The organism is Singulisphaera acidiphila DSM 18658 (assembly GCF_000242455.2).
GTDB classification, from domain to species: domain Bacteria; phylum Planctomycetota; class Planctomycetia; order Isosphaerales; family Isosphaeraceae; genus Singulisphaera; species Singulisphaera acidiphila.
This window is the reverse complement of sequence record NC_019892.1, coordinates 7,582,063-7,595,853: the sequence shown is the minus strand read 5'-3', so window position 1 is coordinate 7,595,853 and position 13,791 is coordinate 7,582,063. Positions and strand designations below refer to the sequence as shown.

The following is a 13,791-nucleotide window of genomic DNA, read 5'->3' as shown; positions in this document are numbered from 1 at the left end:
AAGCACTGATTCTCCAGTTGCCGGGCTCCGATTTCCAGGGGAGGAACCTTACCCTCGGCATTTTTGGTCGAGAGTTCGTGCCATCGCAACCGCCTTGGCGGGCGGGGACTGAGATTTAGGGGCGGCAGCGAGATGTTGTCGGCGTCGGGGCGAGCCCCAACTGATACCACCAGCGGCAGGGGCGGATGGCGATTCGAAACAAGATGCTCGATTTCCCTTGGTCGTCGTCTAGGATGAGGCTCAACGTTAAGGTTGGTTGCTCAGATGCCCAGACGTCCGTTGCTGCCCAGCCTGACTTACTTGATTGTCGCCAGCCATGTCAATGCCGAGGGAATCCAGGAGAGTTGCCATGACTTCGAGATCGAGAACCGTGCTCACGGCCATCGCCTTGGTCCTGTCGTTCTACTCGACGACCGTATTCGCCGACGAGGGCTGGGTCTCACTCTTCGACGGGAAGACCCTCGACGGCTGGAAGGTCAACGGTGGGTTCGCCTCGTACAAGGTCGAGGATGGGGCAATCGTCGGCACGACCGTGGAAGGCAGTCCCAATACGTTCCTTTGCAGGGGGGACTACAAGGACTTCGTGCTCGAACTGGAGGTCAGGTGCGACCCCCGGCTGAACTCGGGCGTCCAGGTCCGCAGCCATGTGTACGAAAAGGACACGCCCCAGGAGTCCGACCCGAAAAAGGTCCGCAAGGCCGGGACCGTGTACGGCCCGCAGTGCGAGATCGCTGAATCGGCAAAGGGCGTCTCGGGCAACTTCTGGGACGAGGCCCGCCGCACCCGCTGGCTCGATGACTTCGCCAAGAGAGCTGAAGCCCGCAAGGCATTCAAGGACGAGGATTGGAACCGCTACGAAATCGCCGTGCAAGGCAACCGCTACCGCTCGTGGGTCAACGGGGTCGCCGCTTCTGACTACACCGACGACGTGGACAAGAGTGGCTTCATCGGCCTCCAGGTCCATGGCATCGCCAAGGGCCAGGGGCCGTATCAGGTCCGCTGGCGGAACGTCCGCATCCGGCAGTTGGAGCCGGGCGAGCAGGTGCGCAAGGCCACAGCGAGGCCCGGCGAGATCCTGCGCATCACAACCCGATCGGAGTGGGAGAAGGCTCAGGCCGGGGGCGGGTATCGGGGCGACACTCTGGAGGCCGAGGGGTTCATTCACTGCTCGACGCCGAAGCAACTGCCCTGGGTCGCCGAGACGTTCTACAAAGGGCGGACCAGGCTGGTTGTTCTGCGAATCGAGCCGAGCAAGTTGACCTCGCCGCTGAAGTGGGAGAGCCCGCCCGACTCATGGGAGAAGTTCCCGCACGTCTACGGCCCACTCAACCTGGAAGCCGTGGTCGAGGTCGTCCCGCTCGAAGACCTCCTTCCCGATGGCATTCGAGATTGACTTGGCGTTGGACCGTTTGCGGCGCATGCCGATGAGTCGTTCGCCACAGGACCCCTTCGGGCGCTGGCCGAGGCGAGATGGACTTGCCCACAGGGAGGTCTACCGACCGGCCCCGAACCTGATCGGACCGGCCCTTGTCTCCTTTGAGGATGGGGGGCATGCTTCTCGTCCATGCTCACGACACGATCTATCGACAATCAACTGGAGGTGTCCCATGCGACCGGATTTCGACGACACGCCCTGCTTTCGAGGTCATGTCCAAGCGGCGTCGGGGGTATTCTGAGCGAGACCCACGTCAAGCGGGGCCACAGGATCGTCCACGGCAACAAGGAACTCCAGGAGCGGCTCGGCCGCAACGACCCTTGCCCGTGCGGTAGCGGCTTGTTGTTCAAGAAGTGCTGCCGCAACACGGGCTGGTTTCGACGGAGTGGAGCGGGACCACTACGAGCGATAGGTTGACCATACCCTTGGAACCCGTGTAGCAAATTTGGGAGTGAATGAACTCCAATTCTGTTGATGCATGAAATGTGTGTCTCGAACGATTTGGAGATCGGCGAAAGCATGATAATGCCGACCCTCATTCTGTCCCCACGATATTCTGACGACTCGATCAAGCTGCGGCGGGCGGCGATCGCCCTTGGCTGGGGCGTGATGCGGCTGGCGAGTTGGCGGTGCACCGAGGACTTCGAGCCCGCAGAACCCGTCCTCTTCGCCGAGCCGCTGTTCAACGCGGCGGTCGCCGAGCAACTTGGGCTGGCCGTGATCGAGCCGTCCGAGGACTTCCTCATCAAGCTGCCACGGGAGTACGTCCTCAGAGACATACGGCTGACGACATCCGCAGAGGCCCGGACGCTCCCTGGCCCGGTATTCCTCAAGCCGCCCAACCGGAAGACGTTCCCGGCCAAGGTTTACGCCAGCGGCTCCGAATTGCCCGAGATGTCCGACGACGACTCGGTTCTGGCTTCCGAGCCGGTCGAATGGCTCGCCGAGTTCCGCTTCTTCGTACGGGACCGTCGGGTTCACGCCTGGTCGCCTTACTGGCTGAGCGGAGCCTTGGCTAGGGAAGGCGACGATTGGGTCATCGAGCCCGAGATGGCGGCGACGACAAGGAGCCTGGTGGATCGGCTGCTCGCCGACCCACGTGTGGATCTGCTGCCTGCACTAGTCATCGACGCCGGGGTCATCCGAGGCGTCGGCCCGGCGGTCGTGGAGGCTAATGAGGCGTCAGGGGCAGGCATCTACGGCTGCGACCCACGGGACGTGCTGGAGGTTCTGCGCGCGGCAACGGTCGTCAATCCAGGTACATGAGGAGCATAACGATGCCCTGGCGTGTGGTCGAGAGGAAGATCGGGCGTGCCGGTGGGCTCCACCAACGGACCGCCCGCCAGAGGGAGTGGGACGGCAAGTACGGCTTTGTCAGTCGGGTTGACGGATGGTAATGTCGGCGAGGTAGTCGGGGTTTGTGACGACCTGCCCGGTCGAGCGGAGCCGATACTGGGCGGGCGGGGCCTTCTCGACCCAGGTGGGATCGCTTGGCAGCACGACGGTGCGTCCATCGGGGTCGCAACTGACGACGATGCCTTCAACGAGATCGACCACCATGATCGTCCCGACGATTTGTTCCTGGCGTCGGAGTCCGCCGTCCGGCCCGGTGTAGTTGATTCCAAGCAGCAGCGTCCGTCCGACGTACTCGTCCCCGAACGCCTCGATTGTCCGGCGGATGCGGCCATCGTCCATGGTGTAGTTCACTTTCCACTCCAAGGGCACTCGGGAGTGTGACAGTGGGGCGAAATTGGGTTCGACCTTGTAGTGCAATTTTCCGTCCTCGTCCTTGTTCAGCAAGGTGAGCATCCAGGAGGTCAGGAGGGTCGGTTCGACCACGACCTGTCCCGTCGAGGCCAGGCGGTATGTGCCGCCGGGGGCGGGGCGGAAGGCCGATACCTTTGCTGGAACCCAACGTCGCTCGCCGCCGTCCGAGGGACGGACCCACGCCATGCCGCCCTCGGACTCCTCAATCAAGCCGTGGAACTGCTCTTGCCGGAGCACCTCTCCTTCGGCGTTGAAGTAAGTTAGGCCGACCAGGACATCCAGGCCCACGAGGTCTTGCCGTCGCATTGATCTTCTGCTCCTGGTTTCAGTAGGGCTTGTCTCTGTTCGTCCGTTATCGTAGCCGAGTTCCCGTCCTGGAGATTTATTAGATTGGACGTCAGGGCCACACGGGGTTGTTCTGGACGTTGCACTCGCCGTCGACACCGGATCTACCGCCGCATGTCGAATGTTTACACGTTGTCCAACGCCCTCCCACAGCCGTCCATGCTCACCGCCACCTCGGCCGCCTCCAGCCTCCCGGTGCACGCCTCCGCCGTGAACTGCACCCCTTGGTCGGTGTTGAACACCTCCGGCTTTCCCGATCTCAAGGCGTCTTCCAGCACCTCCAGGCAGAACGAGCCGTCCAGCGTGTTCGACAGCCGCCAGCCGATCACGTACCGGCTGTACCAATCGAGCACCGCCGCCAGGTACATGAACCCCTCTCGCATCGGCACATAGGTGATATCGGTGTTCCACACGTGGTTCGGGCGCTCGACTTTCACGCCTCGCAAGAGATACGGGGAGACCTTATGTCCCCTCCCGGCCGTGCTCAGCCTCGGCTTGGGATCGATCGCTTCCAGGCCCATCTTCCGCATCCGCCGCCGCACTCGCTTTCGATTGGCCTTCTCCCCGTGTTGGTCCAGCCAGGGGGTCATCTTGCGACTACCGTAGAACGGACAGGCCGTGTATTGCTCGTCGATCAACTGCATCAGTCGCAAGTTCTCAGGCGTCTCACCGGTGGGCTGGTAGTAGAGGCTCGATCGGCTCAGGCCCAGCAACTCGCACTGACGACGGACGCTCAGCTCGGGATGATCGGCCTCGACCAATGACCTTCGGTCCTCAGCCGAAGGGGACAACTTTTTTTCATCCACTCGAGCTCCATCTTGAGTCGGCCGATCTGCTCGAAGAGTTCGGTCTGGCGGGCCTCGGCGTCAGCCGAGGCCACCCTGGCCGGGCTCCCCAAAACCTCTTCCGCTCCGGTGACGAGTTGCTTCTTCCAGCCGTGGATCAGAGTCGGATGGACGTCGTACTGTCCGGCCAACTCGTTGATCGTGCGGTCACCCTTCAAGGCCGCCAGGGCGACCTGGGCCTTGAAAGCCGCTGTGTGGACCTTCCGCTTGCCCGCCATTCGTTCCCCTCTTCCGGGCCATCAGGGTAGCTTAACTCGCGGTCCGAAATCTGGGGTCCACTATAGACCTTGGGCAACAATCTTGAGTTGGCTGCGACGGTGCGCCATGACGCTCCTGAATCGCCATCCCGACAAGGATAGCCTCAGGAAAAAGATGATGTCCTACGTGATTGGCGCGGAATAAATTTTACAAGTTTTTTTTATGATCTATATTTTATGTGTGATGGTGCTGCATTGTAGGCGACAGTGCGTACGGTCCGGGTCAGAGTTCGCTTGCGTCGGCCTGGTTTTCCGCATCCCGGGCACGAAGCCTTCTTGAGTGCGGAGTGAACGGGTATAGCAATCGGTGTGGGTGCTTCGGCGCCTATGCTTGTGTCCCTGGTGATGAGTGTTGTGGCTGACTTCATTTACCAGGGCACGAACCCTATCTTTCAAGAACAAAATGTCTTACGACTGGTCATCGGCTTGGTGGAGATCGGCGAGAAGTCTCGCAATTTCGAAGCGATTCGCCGAATCGCCTCGAGTCAACCTGATCTTGTGGCAAACTCGACACATTTAACAGAAAAATGTTTCATTAAATTTGACATTCATTAAATCCGTGGCCTAGCCTTCCTGTGTGCGTCCGAGACTCGACGCAGAGCATCAGGAGAGAGCCATGAATGCCATGAACAAGGTTCGCCGATTTCTGGCCAACGAAGACGGACCGACCGCTGTCGAGTATGCGGTCATGCTTGCCCTGATCTTGGTGGCGTGCATTGCGATCGTCTCAAATCTTGGCACCACCGCGAACTCGACGTTTAACGCGACGAATAGCTCGATGGCTTCATAATCCAAGTGGCCTCTCGTTATACGGTGCGGCAGGCACCACACCGATTTCGTCATACGGGAACCGTTGGGCGGCTCTCGCCCTTCCGTCGTTTCCGGTGGCCCATGGTTTCAAGGTGCAACCAAACGGCAAAGTGCGAGCTTGGGCGGGTGGTCACGAGAGTGAAAGTGTCCGTGGGAGTTGGCGTGATTGCCAACAATTGCTAGCGATTCACCACAGCCCACAGGCCGGTGCACTTGGTCTTTACCAATCGCTTGGCTGTGATCCTTGGCTCATCCCGGCGGGCCGGTTTGCTGAGCTGTGGTGTGAGGTTTCCCCTGGGGTTTGGAGAACCCAATTGGGCTTGCGCTGAATCGACATTCCGGCCATGCAGGTGGCATCTCTCGAGCGATCAAACGGGAGAAAAAACATACCGTGCCGGGAGTACGAGAGTTCTGAGCAAGTGCCGTGAAGCGGGGGGACAGGCTTGGTCTGTTTGCGCGGCTCACCAACGAGCTGGAATTCATAAAATGTGCAGATGCAAGCCAATGAGCAAATCCGTGTGGGATGTTGGTAGCCGACGAAAAAGGGTTACGCCGTTTTCGGCGTAACCCTTTTTGCTTCGGAACTTTAGCAAAGCTCCCCGACTAGGACTCGAACCTAGAACCTAGCGGTTAACAGCCGCTCGCTCTACCGATTGAGCTATCGGGGAATCGGCCCACTGAGCATAGCGACCGGGACCGCCCTGCTCAAGGGCAGTTCTGAGAATCTCCCGGAAAGTTATCGTGGCGTCGCTGGGCAGTGCGTCACGGGCAGGGTTCTGGCACATTTTTGTGACTATGAGTGGGAACTTTGGCCCCGGCAAAGCTTGCCATCGACCCGGATCGAGTGAGACTCGTCAAACCCCGAATTTTCGAATGGGGTTTCGCTCTTTTCAACGAAGGACCTGAAGCCTTTCTCTCTCAAGACGCTTCACCTCCTGGCTGGGTGAGGGGCGGGAGACGATGCGATCTTCCGAGGACCTGCGGTCCAGGCGGGAGAAGGCCAGGGAGACAGCCAACATCCCGGCGAGGGGTAGAGGATTGCCTACCTTTGAGGTTGTCGGGGGCCGTTGGGCCGCTCTCGTGGTGAAAACGGTTGAGACAATGCGATGGCTCAGTCCCATCGAATTTCGCTGAGCTCTTGCCCACGATTGATGGAAAGCCATTGCGAGGGCAGCTACGGTGATCAACGCTGTGAGTGATCGAAGCTGGAATTGGGCTTGCCGCATGACTTGCCTCCGACGAATCTTCGATTCCGTTAACGTGATTGCCTGAATCGAGGTTCGTAAGTTTCCGAGCCATTTTATGCAATCGGTACGGTACACGCTGATTCTTGGTTGAGCAATGAAACGAGAGGAGGGTGGCCCAAGCGATTTTGTGGTCGAGGCGTTCTCAGTTGCCTTGTGATCCGATTTTAGGTTGACTTGCACAACGATCGATGCCCGGGGGGGCGATTGCTGATCCGAACCTGGGCATCAAAGAAATCCAATGGAATCAGAGGCGAAATTGCGCTCGACTTCAGGACCTTGGTGACTGAAAAATCTTCGCCTTTTGGGTCGGAGGATCTCCGGAAATTTGGAGACATTGTGGCCGAGATGTGCGGAAATTAAGATCGAGAATCGATCGCGACTTCGACTGATCCATCGTGGAGCCCGACTCAGCATGCCAGAACTGACCCGCCGCTCGGCTCTTACTGCTCTGACCTTCGGCCTTGGTCTTGGGGGAAGCCTTCCATTCGGTGCTTCGTCCAGTTTCGCGGGGGACGACCGCGAGCCGACCGAGGGATGGCAGCCCTTGTTCAACGGGAAAGACCTTACCGGGTGGACCGATCGCAACCCCAGGGCAAAAAGAGTCTGGGTCGTCTGTGACGACGTCAAGCTCGATCCGGCCAACCCCGCGCGACTCCTGCCCGTCGGGCGAGGAGGGGGGCCAGGAGCCGTGTTGCTCTGCGGTGACGACGGACGTGGGACCGACATCATGACCGCCGAGAAGTTCACAGACTATGAACTCCACGTCGAGTTCACGGTTCCCAAGGGAAGCAACTCGGGCGTCTACAACCGTGGGCTCTTCGAGATCCAGGTCTTTGACAGCTACGGAGTCGAACAACCTTCATTTCACGACTGTGGCGCCCTCTACGAGCGCGCTTTCCCGAAAGAAAACCTCGCCAAACCCCCCGGTGTCTGGCAGTCTTTCGACATCAAGCTCGTCGGGAAATCACTCACCCTCGTCTGGAATGGTAAGACAATCTACTTGAACCATGACGTCCGTTACGGCGAGACTGACCGCGCGGCGTTCGAGCGGCTGACCCAGGAAAGCATCGGCAAGCCGCCCGAACTGCAAGTCAAGCTTCGCGAGGAGAAGGGCAAATTCGTCGGCTCTTTCGGCGAAGGGGGCACTCGCGCTGGCCTGGATGGTCCCGACCGCCCCGGCCCGATCCTACTCCAAGGCGATCATGGGCCGGTTGCCTACCGGAACCTACGAATCCGACCCATTGTGGCAAAGAAAGATTAGTTATTTTCTTGAATTGAAAATGTGATCAGGTTTTTGGATTTTATGTGAGGTGATGAGGCCCTTTCTACCACGAAGGGCCATCACCTTGGGCTGGGGGACCGCCTCGAATCCTGGAACAAGACTTCCGGGGGGGCAGGAGGAGCCGGAAGAGGTCTTCGGCGGCTCGGTGGGGGTCGTTGGCTGAGGTGGTGGGTACGGAACAGGGCCAGTTTGTCCTTTGTGATTCTCTGGGAACGCGAGCGCGAAGCCCGGAATCACCGGCCTTCACATGCCGGGACTTGTCTCTCTTTGCGCCGGCCCCCGTTCCAAGAACTCGGAGATACTCCTCAGCCCATTTCTCAGCGTTTGGACTTGTCCCGAATCCGGATCAATGCCGGTGGCGGGTCGGGTGACGTTCCCTTTGCCAGGGGCGAAATGTGGAAGCGGCCGTTCGACGTTTGCCCTATGATGTTTCAGGTCGAGGGCTGCGAAGTCGAAGAGCCCTATGGCATGATACCCCTCGATGACCTGAATCCGAACTTGAGAACGAGTCGCTCGACATGCTGGGAAAGCTGGCCTTGCCGGAAGTCCGGGAACTGATCGACGCCGGGGACTTCGTAACCCTCGGCGAGGTGCTGAATCGCTGGCTCCCCGCCGACCTTGCCGAACTTCTTGCCGACCTCAGCCCGAACGAGCAGGTCTCGATTTTCAGGTATCTGACGCCTTCGCTTGCGGCGACGACCTTCGAGTACCTCGACCTGGCAACGCAAGAACGGCTGCTGGAGTCGCTTCCGGAGTCCGCAGCGGCGGCCATCGTCGACGACATGGCCCCGGACGACCGGACTGCCCTGCTTGAGGAGTTGCCCCAGGAACTGGTTGGCCGGTTGCTCGCCTTGCTAAGCCCGGAGCAGCGCGCGGTTGCGCAGCGACTGCTGACCTACGGCGAGGACTCCATCGGCCGGCTCATGACGCCGGACTACGTCGCGGTTCGGAAGGACTGGACCGTCAGCCGGGTCCTCGACTATGTCAGAGCGCATGGCAAGGACAGCGAGACCCTCAACGTCCTCTACGTTGTTGACGACCAGGGCAAGCTCGTTGACGACATTCGAATCCGGGAAGTTCTGCTCGCCCCGCTTCAGGTGAACGTCCGTGACATCATGGACAATCGGTTCATCGCCCTCCACGTAACGGATGAGAAGAAGGACGCGGTCGAAGTCTTCCGGAAGTACGACCGCACCGCGCTGCCCGTCGTCGACGCGCATGGTGCCTTGGTGGGAATCGTGACCATCGACGACGTTCTGGACGTGGCAGAGGAGGAAGCCACGAAGGAGATCCAGCGGTTCGGCGGTCTCGAGGCCCTGGACGAACCCTACGTGGCCACGCCGTTCTTCGCCCTGGTGAGGAAGCGGGCCTCCTGGCTCGTCGTCCTCTTTTTGGGCGAAATGCTCACCGCGACCGCGATGGGATTCTACGAGCACGAGATTGCGAAGGCGGTTGTTTTGGCCCTGTTCATCCCGCTCATCATTTCGAGCGGAGGCAATTCCGGCTCCCAGGCCGCAACGCTGATCATTCGGGCCCTGGCTTTGGGTGAGGTCAAGCTTCGCGACTGGTGGATGGTGATGCGCCGCGAGCTTGCGTCCGGTTTCATGCTCGGGGCGATCCTGGGGACGATCGGCTTCATGCGGATTGCCGTCTGGAGCGCCTTCTCCGGGATGTACGGCCCCCATTGGGCCCTGGTCGGGCTCACGGTCGGTATCACGCTTCTCGCCATCGTGATGTGGGGGACGCTTGCCGGGTCGATGCTCCCCTTTCTCTTGAAGCGTTTGGGGCTCGACCCAGCCACCTCCTCGGCCCCCTTCGTGGCCACGCTGGTGGATGTTACGGGGCTGATCATCTACTTCACCGTTGCTGTGGTTGTCCTTCGGGGGACGCTCCTGTAACGATCAGGACCGCGGTTGCGATTGTCTCTCTTCATCGCCTCGTTCGTTCGAAATGACGAACGGCCCGAAGGGCCTTCCATGGTCCATCGAGCCGCACGCCTTTTGTTTTGGGCGGGTCAAAGCCTCGCCTGTTTGTTGTATCGGTCGTCTGGCCTGGATCACTTGAATCAAGTCGCCGGAAGGGGGAGCCAATCCTTGGGCCTCTTGAACTCCGTTTGACCTCAAAGCGTGGGCCCGTCGGTCCAGGACCCGCTTTGCGCGAGGTCGCGGCGGCTCAAACCCGAGCGAGTCGGCGACGAGCAAAAACTGCTTGCAAATGCGTGAGTGCGCGTGAATGATGCGCCCCATCGAAGCGATTGCTACATACCGAGTTGGACGATCGACCACGAGCGAAAAGAGAGTCTGACATGGCCGAAGCCGCCATCATGGAATTGAGGAACGCCCTGGCCGCGACCTTTCCGGAGATTTTCCCGGGCCAGGATCCAACCACAAAAAAGATGATGCCCAGGCTGCAAGCCGCCCCAGGGGATCACTCCACCAATCCGAATTACAAGTCGTCGACCGACCCTCACGTCGCGGGACTCGCCCTCGATATTATCCTGCTCGCGTGGGTGGAACAGGAACGCAAACTTGCGGAGAACTTGGTCGATATCTTCGTCTACTACAAGGCTGCCATGGGCTGGAGCGCGGTGGTCTATAATCACGCCACGATTGACGACTACGGGGGCCCCAAGCCTCACACGGGCCCTGACCCGCACACAAGCCATATTCATATCCAGTGGCCCAAGTCCCGCGCCGGCACCACCGGTTTCATCGGCGCTATGCAAGGTGATCTCACCAACTTGCACGACCTGTGGGCGAATCATCGGCCACTTCCGAACGACTGAAGCCTGCGTTGAGTCGTGTCGTGTGACGCTCAGGTTGGCCCTGGCTGTGCATTGAGATTCAAGGATATGGAAGATTGATGCTGATATCAGTCGATCTTCTTAACCCTTTGGATGGGGCTCATGGTGCTCTCCTCTGTCCAAAGCCTTGTTTTTGGACACACCTTGGGGCTGACTGGTTCGTCACGGGGTTGGAGTGAGTGAACTGCAAGAATGCAGGGAGATTTCAGCTGCGGCTTCATCACCTTACTAAGAAGTGTGGCGGTGACCCTTCGGTGTCGATTAGAATTTCCTTTTGGGAACACTTGGAACATGGGACCGTCGCCCCGGGACGTGACTTCCCAAGGATGTTCTTGCGAATCGACTCGAGAAGGGGGCGTGGCGATGCTCGAACTCAAGGTGAACGGCAAGCTCCACTCGGTTGACGTCAGCCCGGAAACGCCGCTGCTCTGGGTGATTCGCGAGACACTTGGCCTGACGGGGACCAAGTTTGGTTGTGGGATGGCGCTTTGCGGCGTCTGCACCGTCCACCTTGACGGCGAGGCGATCCGCTCGTGCGTTACACCTGTTTCCCGCGCCGTCGGCAAAGAGGTGGTCACGATTGAAGGTCTGTCGGCCGATCTCAGTCACCCGCTGCAAGCGGCCTGGATCGCGGAAGACGTGCCGCAGTGCGGGTATTGCCAGTCGGGACAGATCATGTCCGCCGCCGTTTTACTCCGCGAGAATCCCCATCCGACCGACGCGGATATCGACGATTCTATGACCGGCAATCTCTGCCGATGCGGAACCTATCCACGGATCCGCCGCGCCATTCATCGGGCGGCCGAGATCACGGTCAAGGAGGAGGGCAAATGAGCGAGGTCCTCAACCTCAGCCGGCGTGGCTTTCTGAAAACGAGCGTCCTGGCGGGCGGTGGCCTGATCTTGGGCGTCTACCTACCGTCATCGCCCAACCCATCGGAAGCGGCCGAGGATCAGGTTGCTACCTTCGAGGCCAATGCGTTCGTCCGGATCGGGGCCGATGAGTCGGTCACCGTGCTCATCAATCATGCCGAGATGGGGCAGGGGATCTATAACGGGCTGTCGATGATCGTGGCCGAGGAGCTCGACGCCGACTGGAGCAAGGTGCGCGCTGAGGCCGCGCCGGTTGACCCGGTTTATAACCATACGCTCTACGGCACACAAATGACGGGAGGCAGCACGAGCACGTGGACGGAGTGGGAACGACTTCGCAAAGCCGGAGCGACCGCCCGGGCGATGCTGATTGCCGCAGCCGCCGAGACCTGGAAGGTCAACGCCTCGTCCTGCCACGCCGAAAACGGCCAGGTGGTTCACGGGGACTCGGGTCGGCGCCTCTCGTTCGGACAGCTTGTAGCCCCGGCCTCGCGGCTGACTCCGCCGAAAGAGGTCGCGCTCAAAGATCCCAAGAACTTCAAGCTCATCGGCAAGGCGACGAAGCGGCTGGATACCCCTGAAAAGACAAATGGGACCGCAGTTTTCGGTCTCGACGTCAGCGTTCCGGGGATGCTGGTCGCGGTCGTGCTTCGCCCTCCTGTTTTCGGTGGCAAGGCGAAGAGCTGGAACGGCGACAAGGCCAAAGGCGTGCCTGGAGTGCGGCACGTCGTCGAGATCGATCGTGGGGTCGCGGTCGTGGCTGACGGCTTCTGGGCCGCCAAGCGCGGACGTGCGGCCCTGGAAGTGGTTTGGGACGAGGGGCCGCTGGCGGAACTCGACAGCCGGACCCAGCGCGCCCACTATGCAGAGCTCGCCAAACGGCCTGGGGCGGTGGCCAAGAAAACCGGTGATGTCGCCGCTGGAATGGCCGGGGCCGCGAAGACGCTCGACGCGTTCTACGAATTACCCTACCTCGCCCACGCGACGATGGAGCCGCTCAACTGCGTCGCCGACGTGCGCGCGGACGGCTGCGACGTCTGGACGGGAACGCAAGCCCAGACGTTTGACCGTGACGCCACGGCGAAGGCGACCGGTCTTAAGCCGTCGCAGGTCAAGATCCACACGACGTTGCTCGGAGGCGGATTTGGCCGGCGTGCGGTTCTCGACAGCCACTTCGTCCTGGAAGCCGTGCAACTCTCGAAGGCCGTCAAAGCCCCGGTCAAAGTCATCTGGACGCGTGAAGATGATATCCGAGGCGGATACTATCGGCCCGCCGCTTCGCACTCGATTCGAGGCGGTCTGACCGCGGCCGGTCAACCGGTCGCCTGGGAACATCGGATCGTCTGTCAGTCCTTCATCATGGGTACGCCGTTTGAGACGGCCATCGTCAAGGATGGGGTCGACGATACCGCCGTGGAAGGGGCCGCCGACCTGCCCTACGAGGTTCCTAACCTGCTCGTCGACTGGCAAATCGCGCCTGGGGGCGTCCCGACACTCTGGTTCCGCTCGGTGGGGCATACGCACACTGCGTTTGTGGTCGAGAGCTTCTTGGATGAGCTTGCCCATGCTGTGGGCCAAGACCCACTGGAACTCAGGCGCTCGCTGCTCGGAAACCATCCGCGACACAAGCGGGTGCTCGAACTCGCCGCCGAGAAGGCGGGCTGGGGGCAGCCACTCCCCGAGGGGCACGGGCGCGGCTTGGCGGTGCATGAGTCGTTCGGAAGCTTCGTCGCTCATGTGGCGGAAGTCTCGGTATCTGATGATGGCAAGATCCGCGTCCATCGGGTCGTTTGCGGGATCGATTGTGGCCCAACCGTGAACCCGGACGCCGTCCGGGCTCAGATGGAAGGCTGCATCGCATTTGGTCTCACTGCGGCTCTCTACGGTGAACTCACGTTCGTAAACGGCCGGGTGCAGCAGCGCAACTTTCATGACTACCCGATCCTGCGAATGAACGAAATGCCCGTTGTGGAAGTCCACATCGTCCCCACGACGGACAAGATGGGGGGCGTGGGCGAACCGGGCGTACCGCCGGTCGCTCCTGCGTTGACGAACGCCATTTTCGCCGCCACGGGCAAGCGTGTGCGCCGGCTGCCGATCCGTCCCGAAGACCTGAAAAGAGCCTAAC

At 60.5% G+C, this 13,791-nt stretch carries 12 protein-coding genes and 1 tRNA gene; 9 read left to right on the top strand and 4 right to left on the bottom strand.

Annotated features, from left to right (window positions below; genetic code table 11):
* Positions 1-349 precede the first annotated feature (349 nt).
* The 3 genes from SINAC_RS41415 (at position 350) to SINAC_RS29580 (ending at position 2,701) form a co-directional block, all read left to right on the top strand.
* Positions 350-1,393, top strand: a complete 1,044-nt coding sequence (locus SINAC_RS41415) for a DUF952 domain-containing protein (RefSeq protein ID WP_015249235.1) — start codon at positions 350-352, stop codon at positions 1,391-1,393.
* Between the two features lie 171 nt (positions 1,394-1,564).
* Positions 1,565-1,852, top strand: a complete 288-nt coding sequence (locus tag SINAC_RS42025; RefSeq protein ID WP_217265620.1) for an SEC-C metal-binding domain-containing protein — start codon at positions 1,565-1,567, stop codon at positions 1,850-1,852.
* A 108-nt stretch (positions 1,853-1,960) separates the two neighbouring features.
* Complete coding sequence (locus SINAC_RS29580; protein WP_044147849.1) at positions 1,961-2,701, top strand: ATP-grasp domain-containing protein; 741 nt, start codon at positions 1,961-1,963, stop codon at positions 2,699-2,701.
* A 108-nt stretch (positions 2,702-2,809) separates the two neighbouring features.
* Here SINAC_RS29580 and SINAC_RS29575 read toward each other — a convergent pair whose 3' ends face one another.
* The 3 genes from SINAC_RS29575 to SINAC_RS29565 all read right to left on the bottom strand — a co-directional run bounded on the left by SINAC_RS29575 (position 2,810) and on the right by SINAC_RS29565 (position 4,610).
* Entirely contained in the window at positions 2,810-3,508 is a 699-nt protein-coding gene (locus tag SINAC_RS29575) for a hypothetical protein (protein ID WP_015249231.1), read from the bottom strand.
* Between the two features lie 164 nt (positions 3,509-3,672).
* Positions 3,673-4,308, bottom strand: a complete 636-nt coding sequence (locus SINAC_RS29570) for an IS3 family transposase (RefSeq protein WP_015249230.1) — start codon at positions 4,306-4,308, stop codon at positions 3,673-3,675.
* Positions 4,281-4,610, bottom strand: coding sequence for a transposase (locus SINAC_RS29565; RefSeq protein WP_015249229.1), 330 nt, complete (start codon positions 4,608-4,610; stop codon positions 4,281-4,283). Before SINAC_RS29565 ends, SINAC_RS29570 begins: the two co-directional genes overlap by 28 nt.
* Positions 4,611-5,265: 655 nt before the next feature.
* On the opposite strand from SINAC_RS29565, the gene SINAC_RS29555 reads away from it, so the two are divergent.
* Complete coding sequence (locus tag SINAC_RS29555; RefSeq protein WP_015249228.1) at positions 5,266-5,439, top strand: Flp family type IVb pilin; 174 nt, start codon at positions 5,266-5,268, stop codon at positions 5,437-5,439.
* Between the two features lie 615 nt (positions 5,440-6,054).
* Here SINAC_RS29555 and SINAC_RS29550 read toward each other — a convergent pair.
* A tRNA-Asn gene (locus SINAC_RS29550) sits at positions 6,055-6,127 on the bottom strand.
* A 991-nt stretch (positions 6,128-7,118) separates the two neighbouring features.
* Between SINAC_RS29550 and SINAC_RS29545 the strand changes: the two genes are divergently transcribed.
* From SINAC_RS29545 to SINAC_RS29525, 5 genes are all read left to right on the top strand, one after another.
* Entirely contained in the window at positions 7,119-7,967 is an 849-nt protein-coding gene (locus tag SINAC_RS29545; protein ID WP_015249226.1) for a 3-keto-disaccharide hydrolase, read from the top strand.
* 539 nt (positions 7,968-8,506) lie between these two features.
* A complete protein-coding gene (gene mgtE, locus SINAC_RS29540; RefSeq protein ID WP_015249225.1) occupies positions 8,507-9,886 on the top strand; it encodes a magnesium transporter in 1,380 nt (459 codons plus the stop codon).
* Between the two features lie 407 nt (positions 9,887-10,293).
* Entirely contained in the window at positions 10,294-10,773 is a 480-nt protein-coding gene (locus SINAC_RS29535; protein WP_015249224.1) for a hypothetical protein, read from the top strand.
* A gap of 381 nt (positions 10,774-11,154) precedes the next feature.
* Positions 11,155-11,625 (top strand): (2Fe-2S)-binding protein, encoded by a 471-nt coding sequence (locus SINAC_RS29530; RefSeq protein ID WP_015249223.1) that lies wholly within the window; start codon positions 11,155-11,157, stop codon positions 11,623-11,625.
* The gene (locus tag SINAC_RS29525) at positions 11,622-13,790 is read left to right on the top strand and encodes a xanthine dehydrogenase family protein molybdopterin-binding subunit (RefSeq protein WP_015249222.1); all 2,169 of its coding nucleotides are present in this window, start codon (positions 11,622-11,624) and stop codon (positions 13,788-13,790) included. The genes SINAC_RS29530 and SINAC_RS29525 overlap by 4 nt, the downstream gene beginning before the upstream one ends.
* Position 13,791 lies beyond the last annotated feature (1 nt).

Bases quoted from the DNA above. Each gene is read 5' to 3' on its own strand.
- SINAC_RS41415 (WP_015249235.1), top strand. From the start codon at position 350: ATGACTTCGAGATCGAGAACCGTGCTCACGGCCATCGCCTTGGTCCTG.
- SINAC_RS42025 (WP_217265620.1), top strand. From the start codon at position 1,565: ATGCTCACGACACGATCTATCGACAATCAACTGGAGGTGTCCCATGCG.
- SINAC_RS29580 (WP_044147849.1), top strand. From the start codon at position 1,961: ATGCCGACCCTCATTCTGTCCCCACGATATTCTGACGACTCGATCAAG.
- SINAC_RS29575 (WP_015249231.1), bottom strand. From the start codon at position 3,508: ATGCGACGGCAAGACCTCGTGGGCCTGGATGTCCTGGTCGGCCTAACT.
- SINAC_RS29565 (WP_015249229.1), bottom strand. From the start codon at position 4,610: ATGGCGGGCAAGCGGAAGGTCCACACAGCGGCTTTCAAGGCCCAGGTC.
- SINAC_RS29555 (WP_015249228.1), top strand. From the start codon at position 5,266: ATGAATGCCATGAACAAGGTTCGCCGATTTCTGGCCAACGAAGACGGA.
- SINAC_RS29545 (WP_015249226.1), top strand. From the start codon at position 7,119: ATGCCAGAACTGACCCGCCGCTCGGCTCTTACTGCTCTGACCTTCGGC.
- mgtE (WP_015249225.1), top strand. From the start codon at position 8,507: ATGCTGGGAAAGCTGGCCTTGCCGGAAGTCCGGGAACTGATCGACGCC.
- SINAC_RS29535 (WP_015249224.1), top strand. From the start codon at position 10,294: ATGGCCGAAGCCGCCATCATGGAATTGAGGAACGCCCTGGCCGCGACC.
- SINAC_RS29530 (WP_015249223.1), top strand. From the start codon at position 11,155: ATGCTCGAACTCAAGGTGAACGGCAAGCTCCACTCGGTTGACGTCAGC.
- SINAC_RS29525 (WP_015249222.1), top strand. From the start codon at position 11,622: ATGAGCGAGGTCCTCAACCTCAGCCGGCGTGGCTTTCTGAAAACGAGC.